This is a genomic window from Cupriavidus sp. 05L310, assembly GCF_056398185.1.
Genome location: NZ_JBFTOX010000019.1, coordinates 95,172 through 111,825 on the forward strand (window position 1 = coordinate 95,172; position 16,654 = coordinate 111,825).

At 66.0% G+C, this 16,654-nt stretch carries 14 protein-coding genes; 6 read left to right on the forward strand and 8 right to left on the reverse strand.

Features of this window, described 5'->3' with window-relative positions:
* Window positions 1-3: 3 nt before the first annotated feature.
* Window positions 4-1,071: an aromatic ring-hydroxylating dioxygenase subunit alpha gene (locus AC1DS6_RS16025; protein ID WP_477102708.1), complete on the reverse strand. Its 1,068-nt coding sequence runs from the start codon at window positions 1,069-1,071 to the stop codon at window positions 4-6.
* Window positions 1,072-1,394: 323 nt separating this feature from the next.
* On the opposite strand from AC1DS6_RS16025, the gene AC1DS6_RS16030 reads away from it, so the two are divergent.
* Window positions 1,395-2,384: a LysR family transcriptional regulator gene (locus AC1DS6_RS16030; RefSeq protein WP_441627667.1), complete on the forward strand. Its 990-nt coding sequence runs from the start codon at window positions 1,395-1,397 to the stop codon at window positions 2,382-2,384.
* Between the two features lie 24 nt (window positions 2,385-2,408).
* Here the strand turns inward: AC1DS6_RS16030 and AC1DS6_RS16035 are convergent, their stop codons facing one another.
* Together AC1DS6_RS16035 and AC1DS6_RS16040 are read right to left on the reverse strand one after the other, a co-directional pair.
* A complete protein-coding gene (locus tag AC1DS6_RS16035) occupies window positions 2,409-3,269 on the reverse strand; it encodes an IclR family transcriptional regulator (protein WP_441627669.1) in 861 nt (286 codons plus the stop codon).
* A complete protein-coding gene (locus AC1DS6_RS16040; protein WP_441627671.1) occupies window positions 3,266-4,060 on the reverse strand; it encodes an IclR family transcriptional regulator in 795 nt (264 codons plus the stop codon). Before AC1DS6_RS16040 ends, AC1DS6_RS16035 begins: the two co-directional genes overlap by 4 nt.
* 293 nt (window positions 4,061-4,353) lie before the next feature.
* On the opposite strand from AC1DS6_RS16040, the gene AC1DS6_RS16045 reads away from it, so the two are divergent.
* From AC1DS6_RS16045 to AC1DS6_RS16065, 5 genes are all read left to right on the forward strand, one after another.
* Window positions 4,354-5,313, forward strand: a complete 960-nt coding sequence (locus AC1DS6_RS16045) for an MBL fold metallo-hydrolase (protein ID WP_441627673.1) — start codon at window positions 4,354-4,356, stop codon at window positions 5,311-5,313.
* A gap of 54 nt (window positions 5,314-5,367) precedes the next feature.
* Complete coding sequence (locus tag AC1DS6_RS16050; protein WP_477102709.1) at window positions 5,368-7,098, forward strand: FAD-dependent oxidoreductase; 1,731 nt, start codon at window positions 5,368-5,370, stop codon at window positions 7,096-7,098.
* A gap of 35 nt (window positions 7,099-7,133) precedes the next feature.
* Window positions 7,134-7,349, forward strand: a complete 216-nt coding sequence (locus AC1DS6_RS16055; protein ID WP_441627677.1) for a DUF2783 domain-containing protein — start codon at window positions 7,134-7,136, stop codon at window positions 7,347-7,349.
* A gap of 104 nt (window positions 7,350-7,453) precedes the next feature.
* Window positions 7,454-8,779 (forward strand): MFS transporter, encoded by a 1,326-nt coding sequence (locus tag AC1DS6_RS16060; RefSeq protein WP_441627679.1) that lies wholly within the window; start codon window positions 7,454-7,456, stop codon window positions 8,777-8,779.
* A gap of 228 nt (window positions 8,780-9,007) precedes the next feature.
* The gene (locus AC1DS6_RS16065; protein WP_441627681.1) at window positions 9,008-11,092 is read left to right on the forward strand and encodes a putative bifunctional diguanylate cyclase/phosphodiesterase; all 2,085 of its coding nucleotides are present in this window, start codon (window positions 9,008-9,010) and stop codon (window positions 11,090-11,092) included.
* A gap of 40 nt (window positions 11,093-11,132) precedes the next feature.
* On the opposite strand, the gene AC1DS6_RS16070 is transcribed toward AC1DS6_RS16065, so the two are convergent.
* From AC1DS6_RS16070 to AC1DS6_RS16090, 5 genes are all read right to left on the reverse strand, one after another.
* Window positions 11,133-11,807 carry an MlaC/ttg2D family ABC transporter substrate-binding protein gene (locus AC1DS6_RS16070; protein ID WP_441627683.1) on the reverse strand — a complete coding sequence of 225 codons (675 nt, stop codon included), beginning with the start codon at window positions 11,805-11,807 and terminating at the stop codon, window positions 11,133-11,135.
* A 121-nt stretch (window positions 11,808-11,928) separates the two neighbouring features.
* Window positions 11,929-12,993 carry a 2-aminoethylphosphonate aminotransferase gene (locus AC1DS6_RS16075; RefSeq protein ID WP_477102710.1) on the reverse strand — a complete coding sequence of 355 codons (1,065 nt, stop codon included), beginning with the start codon at window positions 12,991-12,993 and terminating at the stop codon, window positions 11,929-11,931.
* Window positions 12,993-14,189, reverse strand: a complete 1,197-nt coding sequence (gene aepY, locus AC1DS6_RS16080; protein ID WP_477102711.1) for a phosphonopyruvate decarboxylase — start codon at window positions 14,187-14,189, stop codon at window positions 12,993-12,995. The genes AC1DS6_RS16075 and aepY overlap by 1 nt, the downstream gene beginning before the upstream one ends.
* Window positions 14,186-15,892: a phosphoenolpyruvate mutase gene (gene aepX, locus AC1DS6_RS16085; RefSeq protein WP_441627689.1), complete on the reverse strand. Its 1,707-nt coding sequence runs from the start codon at window positions 15,890-15,892 to the stop codon at window positions 14,186-14,188. Before aepX ends, aepY begins: the two co-directional genes overlap by 4 nt.
* The gene (locus tag AC1DS6_RS16090) at window positions 15,889-16,653 is read right to left on the reverse strand and encodes a phosphocholine cytidylyltransferase family protein (RefSeq protein ID WP_441627691.1); all 765 of its coding nucleotides are present in this window, start codon (window positions 16,651-16,653) and stop codon (window positions 15,889-15,891) included. The genes aepX and AC1DS6_RS16090 overlap by 4 nt, the downstream gene beginning before the upstream one ends.
* Between the last annotated feature and the right edge of the window lies 1 nt (window position 16,654).

Genomic DNA, 16,654 nt, shown 5'->3' on the forward strand with positions numbered 1-16,654 from the left:
GTGCTACCTCACCCCGGACATCGCCGTCTTCTCAACGGGTGCCGGGGATTCTGCCGCTTCCTCTTCGATCTTGCGGTCCACGGCCCAACGGAACTGCGACAGCGCCGCGTCGATGGAGAACGGCATCATCTTGAAGTTCGGCTCGAGCGCGAGGCTTCGCTGTTGCGCCGAGATGATCTCGCGGTCCTCGTCGAACGCCGTTACCACGCTTTGGTGGATCGACGCGGTGACCTCCGGCTTGTCGATGGCAAAGTTGTGCGGATGGGCGAAGAAGTAGTGCGTGGAGTTCTCGGTCTCCGGGGTGATCGCCTGGCAACCCCGGAACTCCGCGGCATCGACGCGCACGCCCTCCGGCGCGCCCGTGCCGGTGGGAGACATGCCGGAGTCCATCAGCAGGATGGCCGGGATCGTGAAGTTGTAGATATTCCAGCGGTCGACTTTCCCGGGCCATTCCTTGACGGCTTTGGCGAATGCGGGCGCCTCGGTATTGATGGCCCAGCGCGTAATCCGCACGCCGCCATCGATACGCTCCACCTTGGGCTTGACGGCTGCATAGTCCTCGCTCCCGCCCAGGGTGGTCGGGTGAACGAACGGCAGGTGCGAGAAATCCAGCAGGTTGTCGCAGATCAGCAGGTAGTTCACGTCATAGTGGATATAGCCGTCCTGGCTGCGCCAGTCCGGGTGGTCCAGCCACTGCGTATCCGGGATCAGCGACGGATCGGCCTTGTCCGGATCCCCCATCCAGATCCAGATCCAGCGGTGCTGCTCGGCGATGGGAAACTTGCGCACCTTGGCCTGCGGCGGAATGCGCTCCTGCGCGGGCGCCTCGATGCAGTGGCCTGCGCTGTCGAACTTCAGGCCGTGATACATGCAGCGGATGCAGTCGCCTTCCCTGCGCCCGACCGACAGCGGCGCGCCGCGATGGCAGCAGCGGTCCTCCAGCGCGACGATGCTGCCGTCTTCCTTGCGGTACATCACCACCGGTACACCGATGATGGTGCGGGAGAACATGCCTTCGGCGGGGATCTCATTGTCCCAGCCGGCCACATACCAGGTGTTCTTGATAAACATGCTGCGTTCCTTCGGAAAGTCTCGTTGCGCCCGGCGTGGAAATCCGGGGCGCGCGTCGCCATGCACGCATTGCCTTCCGGCGATGCGCGGGCGGGGAATTGAAGCTGCCAGACCGGGCTAAGGTGCCGTGGCCTGGACCAGGAGGGAAATCAGGATGGGGGCGATGCCCCGTGCAGGCGGGGTTGCGGGTGGAAATGCGCGAACAGGTGGGGCGTCATGTCTGTCTCCGTATGCCGGGACCCATCTGCGGGGTCCTTGACTGCAGAATAGGTTTGGAGCAAACATGCGTCAACGTCATCTACCTAATAGCGGGAATGTAGGCCATGCATACAGACGAGCTCGACCTTAACCTGTTGTCGGTATTCGACGCGATGCTGCGGGAACGCAGCGTGACCAAGGCGGCGCAGGAACTGGGCCTGACGCAAAGCGCGATGAGCCACGCCCTGAACCGCTTGCGCGCGTTCTTCGACGACCAGTTGTTCGTCAAGACGCCCGAGGGCATGATGCCCACGCACAAGGCGGAGGAACTGACCGAAGCCATCGTCGGCGTGATGGCGACGGTGAGACAGCAAGTCCTGTCCCAGGCGCGCTTCGACCCGCTGGCGGCGCGGCGCACGTTCAATCTGTGCATGACCGATATGGGCGAACTGGTTTTCCTGCCGCCGCTGATCAGCAGGCTGCGCCGCGAAGCACCGCACTGCACGCTGCGCACGCTGCAAGTGCCGCTGCAGCAGATCGAAGGCCTGCTCGGTTCCGGGGAAGCCGACCTGGCGCTTGGCTCCATCCGCGCCGCGCCGGAGGGCCTGTTCCAGCAGCGCCTGTTCATGCATTCCTTCGTGACGATCGTAAGCGCGCGCAACCGCGAGATCGGCGAAGCCCTGACGCTGGAGCAATTTCAGCGCATGCCGCAGATTGTGGTCACGCTGTCAGGGCGAGCCAGCGCGGCCTACGACAGCGCCTTCGACGATCACGGCATCAAGCGGAACATCTACCTGTCCACGCCCCACTTCCTGGTTGTGCCGCTACTGATCGAACAGCATCCGGATCTGATTGCCACCGTGCCCCTGGAACTCGCCAACGTCTTTGCAAGATACGGCACGGTGCGCGTCATGCAGCCGCCGGTGGCGCTGCCGAAATTTGCCATCAAGCAGCATTGGCACCCGCGTTTCCACCATGACCCGGCAATCATCTGGCTGCGCGAGCTGGTGAAGCGGACCTTTGAACACTATCCCAAGGTGTTCGTCGGGGAGGATGAACCGGCGGCATCGCCACCGCCGGTGAAGCGGTCGCGGCGCGTGGCAAAGGGACAATGAGAACGCGCCTGAGCGCGCAGGCGCCTAGCCGTCCGCCTCAGCCGGCTCCATCGCGCCGAACCGCCACGACAGCCGCCGCGCCGCTTGCAACAGGGTCCTGGCCGTGGCGCCATCTATACCGCTGTCGAAGCTGCCCGACGTGCCAATCAGGGCGATGACGAGCGCAACGCTGCCGGTGTGGTCGAACACGGCCGCCGCAAGTGTGTCGATGCCGGGCACGGGCCGGCTCAGCGCGTTGTCGATCCGCTGCGCGCGAATTTGCGCCAGCCGGGCCGCGTACGCTAGCGCAAGCGCTTCGCCCGCGCCGCCATCCGCTTCGACGACTTCCGATTTCCGCACACCGGCCAGCCGAAGCTCGTCCTGACCCATCAGGCCAATCAGCGCGTGCTCCGGCAAGTGCGCCGCGAACAGCCGGCCGATCGCCGTATTGACCAGCGAGAGCACAGTACCCACCCGCAGGCTGACGTGCTGCGGCCGCGCGGCTTCTTCCAGGCGGACTACCGTCGGCCCCAGCGGGCCGAGCACTGCCATTGCCACGCTCAGGCTGGTCGCGCCCGCCAGTTCGATCACTTCCGGCTCGGCTTCGCGGGTTGGCGAGAGCCGCTGCAAGGCGATCAGCCCGAGTTCGAGGCCCAGCGGGCCGGACAGGAAATTGCCCGCCGCATCGCGCGCCAGCAGGCCGATCTTCTGCAGGCTGACCAGATGCGGGAACGCCTTGGCGGGCGGCATGCCGGCCGCGCGCGCGAGATCGCGCAACGGCAAGGGCCGCCCTGCCGCCACCAACGCGGCGAGCAACTGGCCGGTGTTGTCCAGCGACTGGATACCGCGCTGCGGTTTGGCGGCTTCGCCCTGGCTGTCGTCGGTTGGCGTGGGTGCTGGGGTCATTCGGGAGTACCGGCGATGGCGTCACGGATGGCTGCCGCAGTGCCGAGCAGGGCAAGTGCCACGGGGCCGCGCCAGTCCACATCGATGGCGCCGGTCGAGCCGACCACGGTCAGCGCCAGGCGCAAGCGGCCGCTGGTGTCGAGCACCGGCACGCTGAGACTGCTGACCGCCGGGCTCGGCGCATCGATGCTGCGCTCGATGCCACGCTCGCGGATGGCGGCAAGGGTAGCGCCGAAGGCGGCGTCGGGCGTGCCGCCAGGCTGCTGCTGTTGCCAGATTGCCTGCCATTGCCCAGGCGGGAGAAACGCGCAGAACACGCGGCCGGTCGCGGTTGCCGACAGCGACATGACCGAGCCCACGTGCAGGTTCACGTGCAAGGGCGAACCGGCGTGCGCATAGCGGACGATGGTTGGGCCCTGCGGCCCGCTGGCGCAGATCGCCACGCTGAATCCGCACGACGCGGCGAGCGCGGCCACGCGCGGCACCGCTGCCCGGTAGGCGGGATCATGGTCGAGAAACAGCATCCCGAGTTGCAGCGCCAGCGGGCCGGGCTCGTAGCGCCCGGACAAGTGATCGCGCTTGATCAATCCAAGCCGCACCAGGCTGACGAGGTAAGTGTGTGCTTGCGCGGGCGCGATCTGCACGGCAGCCGCGAGGTCGGCCAGGGTCATCGGGGCACGGACATCGGCCAGCGCCCGCAGGAAACGGCCGCCGACCTCGACGCTCTGTATGCCGCGCTGCGCTTTCTCCGCGCCACCGGCATCCGACGTGTTGTCCGCTGATCTTGCCATTCGCCTCTCGCTTGAAAACCCAGATAGTAATCGACCAGACGCCCCGCCTCCCGCATCACCGAGGGTTTCCCCTTGGTTTTCTGTGCCGCATTCGGCTCTCGCATTTTATTAGTCAAAAACAACTATATTTGTTATTGACTAATTTCACTGAGATTCCTAAGATGGCCTTACCCCGATACCGGTGCAGCTACAGAGTGAAAAACGGGGCGAGACAGTCCCCCGCTATGCAGTGATCCGCCCCGGCGCCTGCTGTCTCGTCTTTTCCCCACGCAGCAGAAAAGAAAGAGGCAAGCATGAGCAAGGCATTCGCATCCCAGGCCGACCTGGAAGCCAAGAAAGTCACCTTCACCCAACTCTCCGAGAACGCCTACGCGTACACGGCCGAGGGAGACCCCAACTCCGGCGTGATCATCGGCGACGACGGCGTGCTGATCGTCGACACCACCGCCACGCCCGCCATGGCGCAGGACCTGATCGCCAGGATCCGCTCGGTCACCGACAAGCCCATCAAGTACGTCGTGCTCTCGCACTACCACGCGGTGCGCGTGCTTGGCGCGTCGGCCTATTTCGCCGAGGGCGCGCAGCAGGTCATCGCCAGCCGCGGCACTTACGAAATGATCGTCGAGCGCGGCGAAGCGGATATGAAGTCCGAGATCGAGCGCTTCCCGCGCCTGTTCGCCGGCGTCGAGACCGTGCCGGGCCTGACCTGGCCGACGCTGGTGTTCGAGAGGGAAATCACGCTGTACCTCGGCAAGCTCGAAGTCCGCATCGCGCATCTGGGCTCCGGCCATACCAAGGGCGACACGGTGGTCTGGCTGCCTTCGCAAAAGGTGCTGTTCTCCGGCGACCTGGTGGAATACGACGCCGCGTGCTACTGCGGCGATGCACAGCTTGAGCAATGGCCGGCCACGCTGGATGCCTTGCATGCACTGGGCGCCGAGAAACTGGTTCCCGGCCGTGGCCCTGCCCTCACCAACACGGAGGAGGTCAGGAAGGGCATCGAGTACACCAAGGACTTCGTCACCACGCTGTTCCAGGCTGGCAAGGAGGCCGTGGTGGACCGCCTCGACCTGAAGAGCGCGATGGCCCATACGCGCAAATCGATGGACCCGAAGTTCGGCCATGTCTTCATCTACGAGCACTGCCTGCCGTTCGACGTGTCGCGCGCCTTCGACGAAGCCAGCGGCATCAAGCACCCGCGCATCTGGACCGCGCAGCGCGACAAGGAAATGTGGGCCGCGCTGCAGGATTGAAGACCAGCCGCCGCAAAGATGGAACGGCCGAGTAGAGTGGATGGAGACACAGGCATGAGCAACGACTACCAGAACCTGTCATTTGATTACCAGCCGTGCCCCGAGCAACGGCAGGAGCAGGCAGGCAATCCTCACCCCGTCATCGTCGTCGGCGCCGGCCCCATCGGGCTGGCCACCGCGATCGACCTCGCCCAGCATGGCGTGCCGGTCGTGCTGGTGGACGATGACTGCACCCTGTCGAACGGGTCGCGCGCAATCTGCTTCGCCAAGCGCACGCTGGACGTCTTCGACCGGCTCGGCTGCGGCGAGCGCATGGTGGAAAAGGGCGTTTGCTGGAACGTCGGCAAGGTCTTCGTGCGCGACGAGCAGGTCTACACCTTCGACCTGCTGCCGGAAGCCGGCCACCAACGGCCGGCCTTCATCAACCTGCAGCAATACTACGTCGAGGGCTTCCTGCTCGACCGCGCGCGCCAGTTGCCCAACCTTGAGATCCGCTGGAAGCACAAGGTGGTGGGCATCGAGCAGCGCCATGCCGGCACGCCGGATGCAGCCGTGGTGCTGACCGTCGATACGCCGGACGGCCCCTATGCGCTCACCGGCCGCTACGTGGTGGCGGCCGATGGCTCGCGCAGCCCGCTGCGCAACCTGCTCGGCCTGGACAGCAAGGGCCGCACCTTCAAGGATCGCTTCCTGATCGCCGACGTGAAAATGGAAGCCGAATTCCCCACCGAGCGCTGGTTCTGGTTCGATCCGCCCTTCCATCCGAACCAGTCCGTACTGCTGCACCGCCAGCCCGACAACGTCTGGCGCATCGACTTCCAGCTCGGCTGGGATGCCGATCCGGTCCTGGAGAAAACGCCGGAGCGCGTGATTCCGCGCGTGCAGGCACTGCTCGGGCCCGATGCAAAGTTCGAGCTGGAATGGGTCAGCGTCTACACCTTCTCCTGCCTGCGCATGGACAGCTTCCGCCACGGCAACGTGCTGTTTGCCGGCGACTCCGCGCATGGCGTCTCGCCGTTCGGCGCGCGCGGCGCCAACAGCGGCGTGCAGGATGCGGAGAACCTCGCCTGGAAGCTGGCCTTCGTGCTCCAGGGCCAGGCGCCGGACAGCCTGCTCGATACGTATGCGAGCGAGCGCGAGTACGCCGCCGACGAGAACATCCGCAACTCGACGCGCTCCACCGATTTCATCACGCCGAAGAGCGCCGTCAGCAAAGTGTTCCGCGATGCCGTGCTGAACCTGTCGAAGCAGCATGCGTTCGCGCGGCAGCTGGTCAATAGCGGACGGCTCTCCCTGCCGTCGGTATTGCACGACTCGCCGCTCAACACGCCCGACACCGGCGAATTTGCCGGCGGCATGGTGCCGGGCGCGGCCTGCGTGGATGCGCCCGTATCCGGGGAACAAGGCCCGGGCTGGTTGCTGCCGCAACTCGGCGGGCAGTTCACCGCGCTGGTATTCGGCGCGCCCGATGCCGGCGACCTGCGGGCCTTGCAAAGCCTGCGCCAGGGCACGCTGCCGCTCAAGCTGGTCGTGGTCGACGCGGGTGAAGCCTGCACCGGGCAGCCGGGCGTGACGGTACTGCGCGACACCGAGGGCCTGGCGGCACAGCGCTACGACGCGCGGCCCGGCACGCTGTACCTGATCCGCCCGGACCAGCATGTCTGCGCGCGCTGGCGGCAGGCCGACATCGCCGGCGTCGGGCAGGCGTTGGCCCGCGCAACCGGCAACGCGCCGTGCATGCAGGCGGCGGTAAAGGCGCAAGCCCCTGCCTCCGTCGCGGCGTAGGCATTCCGGCGACATCCCGAATCGGAGACAGAGCGATGGCACTCAATACACACCCCAACCTGACGCGCCCCGACGACTTCTACGAAGCCCTGATCGACATGCACCGCGATCTCGACGACGGCCAGAGCCAGGCGGTCAATGCGCAGTTGATCCTGTTGCTCGCGAATCATATCGGCGACCACGGCACGCTGCTCTCGGCCATGCAACTGGCGCGGGCAGGCGCTGTGCAGGACCGCAGCGCGCAAGCCTGACCGCGGCGGGCGCATCCTGCGCCCGCCGCTCCCAACTCGTTGCCCAGGCGCGCAAGACGCCGGCATCCAGGGCGTATCGACGCCCGCGTTCCCGGAGACAATCCATGACTTATCCCTCTGCAGGGGCCATCGCGCCCCAGGCTACTGCCGTGCGCGACGAAGACGCGCTCTATCGAAAGATCTGGCTGCGCATCATCCCCTTCCTGTTTGTCTGTTACGTCATCTCCTTCCTGGACCGCATCAATATCGGCTTTGCCCAGTTGCAGATGAAGCAGGACCTGGGCTTCAGCGATGCGATGTACGGGCTGGGCGCCGCCGTCTTCTACGTTGGCTACGTCCTGTGCGAAGTGCCCAGCAATATGCTGCTGGCCCGCTTCGGCGCGCGCCGCACCTTCACCCGCATCATGCTGCTGTGGGGAGCCGCCTCGGTCGGCATGATGATGGTGTCCACCCCAACGCATTTCTATACGCTGCGCTTCCTGCTCGGCGTATTCGAGGCGGGTTTCTTCCCTGGCATCGTCCTGTATCTCACCTACTGGTTCCCGGCGCGGCGGCGCGCGGCGGTGATGGCCATCTTCTTTGCCGGGGTTGCCGTGGCGGGCGTGCTGGGCGGGCTGATCTCGGGCTGGATCATGCGCGACATGGCAGGCGTGCTCGGCCTCTACGGCTGGAAGTGGATGTTCGCCATCGAAGGCGCGCCCGCCATCATCCTCGGGCTCATCGCCGCGGTCTGCCTGGTCGATGGCCCGCAACAGGCTAGCTGGCTCACCGACAAGGAAAAAGCCTTCCTCGCCGCGCACAACGGCCCGTCCGGGAGCGCCGCGCATGCGCACTCCTTCAGCGCGCTGATGCAGGCGCTGCGCAATCCGCGCATCTACCTGTTCGCGTTCATCTACTTTTCGCTGACATGCGGCTCGCTCACCCTGAGCTTCTGGATGCCCCTGATGATCCGGGATTTCGGCATTACCGATGTGATGTCCATCAGCCTGTACTCCGTCATCCCGAACGCGATCGGCGCCGTCGGCCTGATCCTGATCGCCCGCAACTCCGACCGGCGCGGCGAGCGGCATCGCCATTTCCTGGCCTGCACGTCGGGTGGCGCGCTGGCACTGGCGCTGCTGACCCTGCATCTGCCCAGCTTCGCGGCAATGCTCGCCTTGCTGTCGGTCGCGGCCGTGCTGATCTTTGCCGCGCTGCCGATCTTCTGGTCGTTGCCGCCCAGCCACCTGCCTGCGCATACGGCGGCCACCGGAATTGCCTTTATCAGCAGCATCGGCATTACGAGCGGTATCGTCAGCCCCTGGGTCATCGGGCAGATCAAGACGCACACCGGCAGCATGGACAATGCGTTGTACCTGCTGGCAGGCTTGCTGGTGGCCAGCGGCGTCGCCATGTGGGCCGGTGTGCCCAGGGGCGAGCCGCGGCACTGATCGCCGGCTGGCGCGGGACAAAAACCAACGCAGGCGTAGCGCCCGGCCGGTCGCCGGGCCTGCCGGGCAGGCCCGGCGACCCATTTTTCAAGCCCTACCTAAATTTGCCAGTTAACATGTCGTTATGAGCGGCGAACTGGCGCTTTCTCTACCATGCACCCGTGCGGGTGCAAATCAGGCGAAATCCAGGCAAATCAAAGTCAACGTCTAGAAAGAGAAAGGGCCTCAATGCTTGCCGGCAGCCACAACAGTTCGCTCGTACTGATCTCGCTGCTTGTCGCGATCCTGGCCTCATACACCGCTCTTGACATGGCAGGGCGCATTGCCACGGCTCAGGGCCGCGCGGCATATTGGTGGCTGGCCGGCGGCGCATGCGCGATGGGAATCGGCATCTGGTCGATGCACTTTATCGCCATGCTGGCATTCCACCTGCCGATCCCGCTCGGATACGACCTGCCGATCACCGGGGTCTCGCTGCTGATCGCCATCGCGTCGTCGGCGCTTGCGCTCTGGCTCGTGGGCCGGGAAACCTTGCCGTGGCGGCGCCTGGCCGGTGGCGCCTTGCTCATCGGCGCGGGCATCGCCGGCATGCACTACACGGGCATGGCCGCGCTGCAGATGTCGCCGGGCATCCGCTACATCCCGTCCTTGTTCATCCTGTCCATCGTGGTCGCGATCCTGGCCTCCGGCGCGGCACTGTGGATCGCATTCAACCTGCGGCGCGAGTCGATCTGGGTGCGGCCCCTGCGCGCGGGTGCGGCGGTGATCATGGGCTTTGCCATCGTCGGGATGCATTACACCGGCATGGCGGCGGCGGAGTTCCCGCTCGGCAGCGTTTGCGGCGCGGCGCGCGACGGGATGGATTCGGGATGGCTGGCAGTGGTGATCATCATCGTCACGCTGGCGGTGCTTGCCATCGCCCTGATCACCTCGGTGCTCGACGTGCGCATGGAGGCCCGCACCGCAATGCTGGCGCTATCGCTGGCTGAGGCCAACCAGGAACTGACCTACCTGGCGCTGCACGACAACCTGACAAAACTGCCCAACCGGGTGCTGCTGGAAGACCGGCTCGACCGGGCGATCCAGGAAGCCGAGCAGAAGACCACCCGCTTCGCCCTGATGTTCATGGACCTGGACGGCTTCAAGGCGGTGAACGACGCCTATGGCCATCCCGTTGGCGACCAGTTGCTGGTCGAAGTTGCGCGGCGCATCGGGGCCGCCGTGGGCGCGCAGGACACCATTGCCAGGCTGGGCGGCGACGAGTTCGTGCTGCTGGCCAGCGTCGGCGAGCCGGCGGACGCGGCAACCCTCGCCGAAAAGGTGTTGACGGTCATTCGCGAACCCTTCCAGGTTGCCGGCCGCGAGTTGCGCGTCTCCACCAGCATCGGCATTGCCATGTACCCCGGCGACGGCACCCTACAGCACGACTTGCTGACCAACGCCGACGCGGCGATGTATCACGCGAAAGCGCTGGGCCGCAATACCATCTGCTTTTTCGAAGCGTCGATGAACGCCAACGTGCACGAGCAGCTGCAACTGGTGCAGGACCTGCGCCTGGCACTGGAGCGTAGGGAGCTGATCCTGCAATACCAGCCCAAGCTCACCGCGCCCAGCGGGCCGGTGGTCGGCGTGGAAGCGCTGGTGCGCTGGGCGCATCCCACCCGCGGCCTGATTGCTCCGGACCAGTTCATTCCCCAGGCCGAAAAGACCGGCCTGATCGTGCCGATGGGGAACTGGGTCCTGGACGAAGCCTGCCGGCAGATGCGGGAGTGGCGCGATGCGGGCCATCCGCATTGGAGCGTGGCAGTCAACCTGTCGGCCCTGCAGTTCCGGCATGCCAGCCTGATCAAGACAGTGCGGGATACCCTGGCGCGGCACGGGCTGGAGCCAGGCTGTCTGACGCTCGAAGTCACCGAATCGACAGCGATGCGCGACGCCGATGCCAGCCTGCAGATCCTGAAGCAGCTTCACGACATGGGCGTGCGCATCTCGATCGACGACTTCGGCACCGGTTATTCCAGCCTGCTTTACCTCAAGCGGCTCCCGGCCAGCGAGCTGAAGATCGATCGCGGCTTTATCCGGGATCTCGCCCGCGATACGGAAGATGCGGCGATCGTCTCGGCCATCGTGGCGCTTGGCCGCACGCTGAACCTGGACATCGTCGCGGAAGGGGTGGAGACGGCCAAGCAGCAGGAATTCCTGACGCGGCTGGGCTGCGATTCGCTACAGGGCTTCCTGCTGGGACGGCCGATGTCGGCGGAGACGCTGATCGCATCGCTCGCCGGCGACGATAAGCTGGCGGACGCCGCGTAGCCGCCAAAGCGCATAACCACATAGAGGCCAGCAGCAAGCCTCAGGCCGCGTTGTGGCTCGTCAGGTACTTGACCAGGCCATCGATGCCGCTGCGCGCCACGATGTCGGCGAACTGCTGCCGGTAGATCTCGATCAGCCAGGCACCGCTCATATTGATGTCGTAGATGGCCCAGCCCGCGGGGCCGCGCTGCAGGCGGTAATCGATCTGCACCTCGTCCCCTTTGTTGATCATGCTGGTCTCCACCACCACGTCATTGCCGCTGGTACGTGGCGGCTTATAGCGGAACTTCAGCGCCTGATCACGCACTTGCGACAGGGACAAGGCGTAGCTGCGTACGAGCAACGTCTCGAACTGCTCGTAAAGTTGCTTTTGCTGCTCAGGCGAGGCGTTACGCCAAGCGTTTCCCACGGCAAGCCGCGTGGTGCGCCGGAAATCGGTATAAGGCAGGAACTGCTTGCGCACCACGGCCGTGATCTTGTCGAGATCGCCGCTGCGGGTGTCGGGATTGGCCTGGATGGTGCCCAGCACGCCTTCGACGGCGGCGCGGACCATGCGGTCCGGCGAGGAGCGGTCGACGCCGGCGGCGGCGGGCGCCGCGTCGGGGCCGGCCGCCGAGGCGCTCCCCGGCACGGCTGCGCCGAGGACAAGCACAGCCAGGACTGCAACGGCTGTGCCACCGGAACTGGCAAGGGCAAGGCGGAAATGGCGATGCATCGCAATGCTCCTCCGCAAGGATTGGCTGGATGCGGCTGCGCCGCATCCATTACCCCATGCTAGTGCTTTGCCCGCAAAAACAAAATGGCGATCACAAATGACGATGACGCCGGGGGCGCGATTACTGCGTCAGGTCCTTAAAGCCCTGCAGCAAGCGATCGATGTCATCCAGCTGGATATTCCCCATCGTGGAAATACGGAACAGCTCCGCCGAGAGCCCGCCCTGCCCCGCGTAAATGACAAAACCGCGTTCCTTCAGGCCATCATGCAACTGCGCGTACGTCAGGCCGGCCGGCAAACGGTAGGCACGCAGCACCACGGAGGACTGCTCCGACGCCCACAGGGCCGGCATGCCCAGGGCCTCCAGCCCGGCGCGCGCGCGTTCCGCCAGCGCCGCATAGCGCGCGTGGCGGGCGCGCCAGCCGCCCTCGTCCGCCAGTTCGCGCAAGGCTTCCACCAGTGCGTAATAGGCATGCACGGAGGGCGTGAACGGCGTATTGCGCTGGTCCTGCAGCCGCGCCAGCCGCCCCAGATCCAGGTAGTAAGTCCGGCTGGCGGCTTGCTCCAGCGCGTTGCGCCGCACAATGACGAAAGACGCGCCGGGCACGCCATGCAGGCATTTGTTGGCCGTGGCCGCCACCGCCGCAATGCTGCCGCCAAAATCGATCGCTTCGGCGCCGAAGCTGCTCACGCCATCGACCAGCAGCCTCACATCGCGCGCGCTGCACAGTGCGTCGAGCGCCTGGAGATCGTTCAGGCGTCCGGTGGTGGTTTCATGGTGGATCACCGCCACGTGGGTGATGGCGCGGTCCGCGTCGAGCGCGGCGGCAATGCGGCCAAGGTCGGGAGCCTGCATCCAGTCGTGCGCGACCACCTCGTGGGCGATGCGGTATTGCGTGGCGATCTGCGTAATGCGCTCGCCGTACACGCCGTTCTGCACGATCAGCAGCTTGCCCTGCTCGGGCACCAGCGCGGCGATCATGCTTTCCACCGCCGCCGTGCCGGAACCCGTCATCAGCACCGCGGCCCATTCGGCCGGATCCAGTTCATAGATATCGAGCAGCCGCGCGCGCGCCTCGTCCTGCAGGTCGAAGAACTCGCTTTCGCGATGGCACAGGTCCGGCTGCAACAGGCTCTGGCGCACACGCGCCGACAAGGTCACGGGGCCCGGGTTGAGTAGCAGCATTACTTCTCTCCTTGGTCGGCGCCTTGATCGGCGCCAATATGGCGCGCGAGGCGCGTCTTCACATCGACAGGGGTAATGGTCGGGCGCGGCAGGCCGTCCGGCGTGCCGGCGCGGATCGAAAGCGCCACGAAACGCGGCCCGGCAGCGGGCTCTTGCACCGCGGCAGAGAGTGCCTGGTCGAGCGTGCCGAGCCGATCGCCTTCTACCGCCGAGGCATAGCCGCAAGCGGCCGCCACGCCGGCGAACGAGACGTTGGGCGACACGGTCGCCTGTCCGCCCGTGGAGTCATGGGCGCCGTTGTCGAGCAGCACGTGCGTGAGGTTAGACGGGCCATAGGCGCCGAGCGTGGCGAACACACCCATGCGCATCAGCGCCGCGCCGTCGCCGTCGACGGCCACCACGTTCAGGTCCGGACGCACGAGGGCAAGGCCCAGTGCGAACGGCGTCAGGCAACCCATCGAGCCCACCATGTACAACTGGTTGGCGCGGTCATCCAGCGCGTAGAGTTCGCGTCCGCAGAAGCCGGTCGATGCCAGCACCACGTTCTTGCCGGGGGGCGTATGCGCGATCACGCGCTGCAGGGCTTCGCGGCGCGTGGGCAAGCCGTCCTGCGAAGCGCCCGGCGCTGGCGAAACCGGCGTGCATCTGGGGCGCGGCGCGGGCCGCTCCTGCTGCTTCAACTCATAGGGCGCGACACTGCCCTTCTGCATCACCAGCGCGTACGGACGGCCCGTGGCGTCCATATGCGCCACCGCGCGGTCCAGCGCCGGGCCCACCTCGGCCGCATCGGTCGGGAAGGTTTCCCATGGGATCTCCATGGTGTCGAGCATGGCCGGCGTGACCGGCCCCATCAGCGCGTGCTGCGGCTCATCGGCAACGCCGGGTTGCCCGCGCCAGGTGACGATCAGCAACTGCGGCAGGCGAAAGGTCCAGGTGAGCGAGGTCAGCGGGCTCACCGCGTTGCCCAGGCCGGAGTTCTGCATCATGGTGATGCCGCGCCGCCCACCCTGCGCGCCCAGCGTCACGCCGGCGATCAGTGCCACCGCATCGCCTTCGTTCGCCGCCGATACGTAATGCAGCGACGGATCCTGCAGCACGTAGTTGATAAACGGCGTCAGGTACGAGCACGGCACTCCGGCATACCAGTCGAAGCCGCGCGCGCGCGCGGCTTCGACAAACTGTGCCGCTTCGATCATCGGGCTTCCTCTGCATCCGTGCCGCCAACCGCGAACGGCGTCTGCGTGTGCGCGAAATCGCCGGCGCGGCGGAAGTCGTCGAGATCGTTTACGCCGCGCCAGTGGCCATGCACGTACTTCACTTCGATTTCTTCGCCGGCCGCGACCAGCGCGTTGAGCAGCGCGGGCATGTCCAGCGTGTTGAAATCGTCGCGCGTGCGCAACTCGGCGATCAGCTTTTGCAGACGCTCGCGCCCCTCGCCACGCACGTTCAGCAGACCGATCCAGCGGCCGTGCGGCGCCTGCGCCTGCCCGGCGGCCGGCTCCTGGCCCTTGCTGGACACGTGGCGCAGCAGGACCTTCTGGCCGAACAGGTCGCGGTCGTCCGCCGCGGAGCAATACGCGAAGTCGCGCACGCTCTGGTTCGACTCGGTGGTCAGCGAGGAGTCGACGACGACGCTGAACGGCGCATCGCTCTCCAGCAGGTCGCGCAGGATATAGCTGCGGAACAGCAGGTCGCCGTAGGCGATCACGGTGTCGGTATGCAAGCCATCGGCCGCGCACGCCAGCGAGGCCAGTTCGCCGGTCTGCGCGTACTGCTCGTTGAGCACCAGCTTGATGCCCGCCGTGTCGATGGCCTTGGCCTGGTAGCCGCCGACCACGGTGATATCGTTGATCGACTGCTTCTTGAAGGCATCCACCAGCCAGCGCAGCAGCGGCTTGCCGGCCACCGGCAGCATCACCTTCGGCCGGTCCTCCGTGAGAGGCTCAAGCCCGGTGCCGCGGCTGGCCGCCAGCACCACCGCCGCGCCAGGCGCTTGCGAGCCGGACAGGTACATCTTCTCGGCGGCCGAGTATTCGTCGGCATCCTGCAGGCGGAAGATCTCGTTGACGGAGGCGATGCGGTCTTCGACGTTGACCAGCGTTTCGCTGTCGTGGATTTCCTTGGCCACGGCCTGCATCGACGAGGCCGCCACGCGGATCAGGTGGTTGGCCCAGATCACCACGCTGATGCCGGCCTTGCGGAAGACGTCGGTCGGCGTGCTGTAATACTTGGTCGGCACGATCACCAGCGGGCCACGGCCAGCCCACTCGCGCGCGAACGCCAGGATCTCGTCGGGGCGCGACAGCTTGCTGTGGATCAGGATGGCGTCGGCGCCCGCCTGGCGATAGGCTTCGGCGCGGCGCAGGGCTTCGTCCATGCCCCAGCCGGCGATCAGGGCTTCCACGCGGGCAACGATGGAGAAGTTGTCGTCCGACTGCGAATCCTTGCCGGCCTTGATCTTGCCGCAGAACTCGTCGATTTCGGCGAGCGGCTGGCGCTCTCCATCGATAAAGCTGTTGGTCTTGGGGAACTGCTTGTCCTCGATGCAGACGCCGGCAATGCCGCGCTGCTCGAGTTTGCGCACCAGGCGGCGCACGTTGTTGAAGTTGCCGTAGCCGGTGTCGCCGTCCAGCAGGATCGGCAGGTCGCTGGCATCGGCCATGAATTCCAGCGTATCGACGACCTGGGTCCAGCTGGCCTCGTTGTTGTCGCGTACGCCGTACTGGGCCGAGATGGCCAGGCCGGAACCCCAGATGGCCTTGAAACCGGCTTCGCGCACGATCCGGGCGGACAGCCCGTTGTGCGCTTCCATCATGAATTCCAGCTCGTTGCCAACGATCATCTGGCGCAGGCGTGCAGTGCGCGTGGCAGTCGAGAAAATCGGGTCAATCGCGTTCACTGTGCTACTCCCACAATCGGCTGAAGTTCAGGCAGGACTTCGTCGCGCGCACGCGCGACGTCGTTCGGGAAATCGATCTCGATCCACGGAGCGCCGCTCACATCGGCGATATCGAACACATGGCCGCCTTCGAGCAGCAGGTCGCGCACCGCTTCTTCGTGCGGCATGTTCGAGCGGCCGCTGTCGACATAGCCCTGGACGATCTGCGCCAGGCGGCGCGCGGTCTGCTCCTGGAAGCGGAAGAACCCGACCGATTCGCCAATGGTGTCGTACTCCAGGCCAACCGCGAGCTGCTTGCGCAGCTCCACCGGAATGCCGTTCTTCACGCACAGCTTGACCGGCTCGTCGCCGGCTTCGAAATCGCGGTCGATCAGCAGGCGGTTGGTGGTGTCGCCGGCCACCAGGGCGCTGAGGATGCGCTCGTCGTACAGCACGTCGGCATCCATCAGCAGGACGTCGCCGCCACGCGTAAGCGCATCGGCCACCGTATGCACGGTCAGCACGCTGCCCAGGTCGTAGCGGGAGTTCAGCACGATTTCCGGGTAGGGGTCGCGCCCGAGCCGGTCGAGCTCGGCTTCCACGTGTCCCGGCTGGAAACCCAGCGCCAGCACGATCTCGTCCACACCCGCCGCATCCAGCATGCGCAGATGCCGCTCCAGCAGGGTGACACCGTCAAAGCGCAGCAGGCACTTCGGGAACTGCTCCCCGGGCTGTTGCTGTAGTCGCAGGCCAAGGCCCGCGGCAAGGATGATTGCTCGCATT

Bases quoted from the DNA above. Each gene is read 5' to 3' on its own strand.
- AC1DS6_RS16025 (WP_477102708.1), bottom strand. From the start codon at position 1,071: ATGTTTATCAAGAACACCTGGTATGTGGCCGGCTGGGACAATGAGATC.
- AC1DS6_RS16030 (WP_441627667.1), top strand. From the start codon at position 1,395: ATGCATACAGACGAGCTCGACCTTAACCTGTTGTCGGTATTCGACGCG.
- AC1DS6_RS16035 (WP_441627669.1), bottom strand. From the start codon at position 3,269: ATGACCCCAGCACCCACGCCAACCGACGACAGCCAGGGCGAAGCCGCC.
- AC1DS6_RS16040 (WP_441627671.1), bottom strand. From the start codon at position 4,060: ATGGCAAGATCAGCGGACAACACGTCGGATGCCGGTGGCGCGGAGAAA.
- AC1DS6_RS16045 (WP_441627673.1), top strand. From the start codon at position 4,354: ATGAGCAAGGCATTCGCATCCCAGGCCGACCTGGAAGCCAAGAAAGTC.
- AC1DS6_RS16050 (WP_477102709.1), top strand. From the start codon at position 5,368: ATGAGCAACGACTACCAGAACCTGTCATTTGATTACCAGCCGTGCCCC.
- AC1DS6_RS16055 (WP_441627677.1), top strand. From the start codon at position 7,134: ATGGCACTCAATACACACCCCAACCTGACGCGCCCCGACGACTTCTAC.
- AC1DS6_RS16060 (WP_441627679.1), top strand. From the start codon at position 7,454: ATGACTTATCCCTCTGCAGGGGCCATCGCGCCCCAGGCTACTGCCGTG.
- AC1DS6_RS16065 (WP_441627681.1), top strand. From the start codon at position 9,008: ATGCTTGCCGGCAGCCACAACAGTTCGCTCGTACTGATCTCGCTGCTT.
- AC1DS6_RS16070 (WP_441627683.1), bottom strand. From the start codon at position 11,807: ATGCATCGCCATTTCCGCCTTGCCCTTGCCAGTTCCGGTGGCACAGCC.
- AC1DS6_RS16075 (WP_477102710.1), bottom strand. From the start codon at position 12,993: ATGCTGCTACTCAACCCGGGCCCCGTGACCTTGTCGGCGCGTGTGCGC.
- aepY (WP_477102711.1), bottom strand. From the start codon at position 14,189: ATGATCGAAGCGGCACAGTTTGTCGAAGCCGCGCGCGCGCGCGGCTTC.
- AC1DS6_RS16090 (WP_441627691.1), bottom strand. From the start codon at position 16,653: ATGCGAGCAATCATCCTTGCCGCGGGCCTTGGCCTGCGACTACAGCAA.